Source organism: Bradyrhizobium sp. (assembly GCF_016462955.1).
Taxonomy (GTDB): domain Bacteria; phylum Pseudomonadota; class Alphaproteobacteria; order Rhizobiales; family Xanthobacteraceae; genus Bradyrhizobium.
Window position 1 is genome coordinate 1 of record NZ_JAEMSD010000566.1, and the last position, 4,052, is coordinate 4,052.

The 4,052-nt window shown below is 64.4% G+C and carries 4 protein-coding genes and 1 pseudogene; 1 reads left to right on the top strand and 4 read right to left on the bottom strand.

Annotation, left to right across the window (positions count from 1 at the left end):
* Positions 1–839: pseudogene (locus JHD07_RS34485) on the bottom strand (amino acid ABC transporter substrate-binding protein); the annotation flags it as partial.
* Between the two features lie 394 nt (positions 840–1,233).
* Between JHD07_RS34485 and metC the strand changes: the two are divergent.
* Positions 1,234–2,418: a cystathionine beta-lyase gene (metC, locus tag JHD07_RS34490; RefSeq protein WP_291630288.1), complete on the top strand. Its 1,185-nt coding sequence runs from the start codon at positions 1,234–1,236 to the stop codon at positions 2,416–2,418.
* A 24-nt stretch (positions 2,419–2,442) separates the two neighbouring features.
* Here the strand turns inward: metC and JHD07_RS34495 are convergent, their stop codons facing one another.
* The 3 genes from JHD07_RS34495 to JHD07_RS34505 form a co-directional block, all read right to left on the bottom strand.
* On the bottom strand, positions 2,443–2,781 hold the full coding sequence (locus JHD07_RS34495; RefSeq protein WP_008559030.1) for a lipid-A-disaccharide synthase N-terminal domain-containing protein: 339 nt from the start codon (positions 2,779–2,781) through the stop codon (positions 2,443–2,445).
* Positions 2,778–3,515: a glycosyltransferase family 2 protein gene (locus tag JHD07_RS34500; protein ID WP_291630291.1), complete on the bottom strand. Its 738-nt coding sequence runs from the start codon at positions 3,513–3,515 to the stop codon at positions 2,778–2,780. The genes JHD07_RS34495 and JHD07_RS34500 overlap by 4 nt, the downstream gene beginning before the upstream one ends.
* 64 nt (positions 3,516–3,579) lie before the next feature.
* Positions 3,580–4,052, bottom strand: a 473-nt coding sequence (locus JHD07_RS34505) for a phosphatase PAP2 family protein (protein WP_291630293.1), incomplete at its 5' end; no start/stop codon positions are given.

Consider the following 4,052-nt stretch of genomic DNA (forward strand, 5'->3'; position numbering starts at 1 on the left):
TTGCCGTCGCTGCCGAGAACCCGCTTCATCTCCGGGTTCTCCAGCTTCGCCTTCTCGTCGACGTTCTTCGAGGTCACCCCGAGCTCTTCGGCGGTGATCATGGCGAACAGCGTCCATTTCACGATATCGAACCACTGGTCGTCGCCGTGGCGCACCATCGGGCCGAGCGGCTCCTTCGAGATAATCTCGGGCAGCACCATGTGGTCGTTGGGGCTGGCGAGCTTGAGGCGGTTGGCGTACAGACCCGACTGGTCCGTGGTGAAGACGTCGCAGCGCCCGGCTTCATAGGCCTTGACCGTTTCGTCGTTGGTGGCGAACGCGATGACCTCGTACTTCATGTTGTTGGCCTTGAAGTAGTCGGCGAGATTCTGCTCGGTGGTGGTGCCGGTCTGCACGCAGACCGATGCGCTGTTGAGCTCGAGCGCCGAATTCACCTTGAGCGACTTCTTCACCATGAAGCCCTGCCCGTCGTAGTAGGTCACGCCGGTGAAATTGGCGCCGAGCGAGGTGTCGCGCGAGATGGTCCATGTGGTGTAGCGCTAGAGCACGTCGATCTCGCCGGACTGCAGTGCGGTGAAGCGGTCCTTGGCGGACAGCGGCACGAACTTGACCTTGGCCGGATCGTTGAAGATCGCGCCGGCGATGGCCCGGCAGACGTCGACATCGAGACCGGTCCAGTTGCCCTTGTCGTCGGGCGAGGAGAAACCAGGCAGGCCCTGGCTGACGCCGCAGGACAGCATGCCACGGTCCTTGACGGTCTTGAGCGTTTGCGCATTCGCGGCTTGGGCAGTGAGGCCGGCGGCGAGAGCAAGAGTGAGAGCCAGGGCTACGCGTTTCATGGGCTTTGGGCCTTTCAAGGTCGTCTCAAGGTCAGGAATGTTGTCTCAGGATCGTTCCGCCAGGCCAGGTCTTCTAAGATCTGGCCTTGCAAGAGTCATGCTGGGAAACCTTGCCGAACACTCGCCAATCTCGGGAGGCCATACCTTCATCCCTCCGAAAGGCGCCCGCCGTTGCGGCTGCGGCGCGCGGTCCGGTCGGACGATGGAACGAAGATCGCGGCAGGCCCCTCAACATGCGGCGACTGAATAGCACCTGCGCATCACAGAACGACTGGCTTGCCGGGTCAAGGGGTTGACGGGAGTCTTCTGTGTTCTGTTATTAACGATGACGGCCTTTCGGCCGGCGCGCGGGCGCGCTTGCGTCCCGTGGAAACGCGGTTTTGAAGGCAGACGAATGGATTCCTCGCACCCCTCCCAGCAGCACGCCGAGACCCGGCTGGTCACCTCCGGCCGCGACACCAAGGCGCAGAAGGGGTTCGTCAATCCACCTGTCTTCCACGGCTCGACCGTGCTCTATCCGACCGCCGAGGACCTGCACGCCCATCGCGGCGAGTTCACCTATGGCCGCCACGGTTCCCCCACCACCAAGGCGTTCCAGGAGACGCTGATGGCGCTGGAGGGGCCGCAATGCGCCGGCGTCGGCATCGTGCCGTCGGGGCTGTCGGCGATCTCCACCACCCTGCTCTCGGTGCTGAAGGCAGGCGACCATATCCTTGTGGTCGACAACGTCTATAGGCCCTCGCGCAATTTCTGCAACGGCATGCTCGCCCGCTACGGCGTCGAGACCACCTATTTCGATCCGTTGATCGGCGCGGGCGTCGACAAGCTGTTCAAGCCCAACACCCGCGCGGTGCTGGTGGAAGCTCCGGGCTCGCAATCGTTCGAGATGCCGGACATCCGCGCCATCGCCGAGGTCGCGCATGCGAAAGGGGCGCTCGTCATCGACGACAACACCTGGGCAACCCCGCTCTACCACCGCTCGCTCGAACAGGGTGTCGACATCAGCATGCAGGCCGCCACCAAGTATATCGGCGGCCATTCCGACATCATGTTCGGGACCATTTCGGCCAACGCCAAGGCCTGGCCGATGATTGCCGAAGGCATCCGCCTGCTCGGCGTTTGCGCCGGGCCCGATGACGTCTTCCTCGCCCTGCGCGGCCTGCGCACGTTGTCGGTGCGGTTGGCGCAGCATCATCGCTCCGGGCTCGAGATGGCGCGCTGGCTGGCGGAGAGGCCTGAGGTTGCGCGCGTGCTGCATCCCGGGCTTGAGACCGATCCCGGTCACGCCATCTGGAAGCGCGACTTCACAGGAGCATCCGGCCTGTTCAGCATCGTGCTGAAGCCGGCGCCGCAGCAGGCCGTCGACACCATGCTCAACACGCTCAAGCTGTTCGGCATGGGCTTCTCTTGGGGCGGGTTCGAGAGCCTTGCGATCCCCTTCGATTGCGACGGCTATCGCACCGCGACCAAATGGGCGCCGGGCGGACCGACGTTGCGCCTTCACATCGGGCTCGAGAGCGTCGACGACCTCAAGGCCGATCTCGACCGCGGCTTCGCAGCCCTCAACGCGGCGATGTGAGCCCGCCGCCGCCAGTGCCTCAGCTCAGCGGTCCAGCGTCTTCGAGGCGGTGCCGCGGTTCTTCCAGATCAGCATGATGTTTCTGATATAGATGACGGTCGCGAGCGACTGCCCGAGGATGATGACGGGCTCGCGCTTCACGACGCCGTAGACCAGCGTCATCAGCCCGCCGCCCATCGAGCAGAACCAGAATGCCATCGGCACCACGCTGTTGCCGGCGCGCTCGCTCGCGATCCACTGCACCAGGAAGCGCGCCGTGAAGAACAATTGCGCGACGAGGCCGAACGCCAGCCAGAAGTCGAACTTGGCGACGAAGACGTCGTAGAGATAGTTGCTCAGCGCCTGACCGTACTGAATGATCATGCGTTCACCTCAATGACTTCGGGCGTCGGCTTCTTGCGGCGGATCAGCCACCACACGCCGGCGAGATCCAAGATGCCGATCCACAGCCGGTCGAAGAAGCCGTAGTTCGATACCCCGGAATGGCGCGGCCGGTCGACCACGTCGACATAGGCGATGTCGTAGCCTTCGCGGCGGACCAGCGCCGGGAGGAAACGATGCAGCCCGTCGAAATAGGGCAGCATCAGGAAGACGTCGCGCCGGAACGCCTTCAAGCCGCAGCCGGTGTCGCGCGTTCCGTCCTTCAGGATCGCGTTGCGAACCCCATTGGCCACGCGCGACTGGAATTTCTTGAAGCCGGTATCCTTGCGTCCGACGCGCTGCCCGGCGGCGAGGCCGACGCGCCCTGCCCCCTTCTCCACTGCCGCAATCAGGTCGGGCAGGAAGGCCGGATTGTTCTGGCCGTCGCCGTCGAGCGTCGCCACGATCGCCCCGCGCGCCGCATGCACGCCGCTGCGCACCGCTGCGGATTGACCGCCCGATCGGGCATGGCGAAGCTGCCGCAGATTGCTCCGCTGTGCCATGATCGCCGCAAGCCTCTCGCCGGTCGCATCGGTCGACCCATCGTTGACATAGATGATCTCGTAGTCCCAGCGGCCATCGAGCGCCGCACCGATCTCGACGATCAGCGGGGCGATGTTGTCGGCTTCGTTGCGCACGGGAACGACGATGGAAACCGAAGGCTGGGACGTCGACAAATCAAGGCTCGTGGTTGAATGACCTGCCCTTGAGGGAACCGAGGGCCTCGGCAGGCAGCCGCTTTTATGGGGCGGATGCCCCGTGGGCAACCCTTTTGAGCCGGCCCGGGATTGATCCCGCAAGCGGCACGATGGTGCCGTCGGCTCGGATGGCAAAGCCGAGCTTTCGGGCCGCGAACCAGTAACGGACGGCCATGGCGCCGACCGTTCCGACCAGGGCGCCGGCGACCACGTCACTCGGGTGATGCGCCAGCAGCACCAGGCGCGTCAGCAGGATCACGATCGCGTAAGTGAACATGACCACGCGCAGGCGCGGCCACAATGCCGATACGGCAAACGCGAGCGCGAACGCTGCCACCGCATGCCCCGAGGGCAGGCTGGCATAAGCCCCCGTTCCCTCGAACGGGACGAAGTTGAACGGATTTGCCTTGCCGCCAACGAAGGGGCGTCCGCGACCGATGGCATATTTCAGGATCTCGGTGACGTGCGCCGACACAGCTATCGAAAGAAACACGTATTGCAGTCGCGTGCCGAGGT

Bases quoted from the DNA above. Each gene is read 5' to 3' on its own strand.
- metC (WP_291630288.1), top strand. From the start codon at position 1,234: ATGGATTCCTCGCACCCCTCCCAGCAGCACGCCGAGACCCGGCTGGTC.
- JHD07_RS34495 (WP_008559030.1), bottom strand. From the start codon at position 2,781: ATGATCATTCAGTACGGTCAGGCGCTGAGCAACTATCTCTACGACGTC.